The following is a 270-nucleotide window of genomic DNA, read 5'->3' as shown; positions in this document are numbered from 1 at the left end:
CAAGGGGGAGCGGTCGCTGGGGCGATCGTTACGGCCATGGCGGTCGTTGTGGTCTGGATTTTGGCGTTCATCCTTATGTGCTCCATGATTTTCCGGACCTTCGCCCTCGCAGTCCTCGCTGCACTAGCACCGGTCGCCCTCATGATGTTGCCGTGGGAGAAGTCCAAAGCGTGGTCTGGGCGGTGGTGCGAAATCGTCGTCGCACTTCTTCTTGCCAAACCGCTGGCAGCGACCGTCCTGGCGACGGCCATCAAGCTGTTTGCAGGTTCG

1 protein-coding gene is annotated in these 270 nt (G+C 60.7%); it reads left to right on the top strand.

All coding sequences use genetic code 11. The features are described 5' to 3' along the window. On the top strand, window positions 1-270 hold a 270-nt coding region (locus tag SB847_RS21110), incomplete at both ends, for a type IV secretion system protein (protein ID WP_410578579.1).

This window comes from Bacillus sp. SIMBA_026 (genome assembly GCF_046535335.1).
GTDB lineage: Bacteria > Bacillota > Bacilli > Bacillales > Bacillaceae > Bacillus > Bacillus velezensis.
This window is presented reverse-complemented; position numbering and strand designations above follow the sequence as displayed.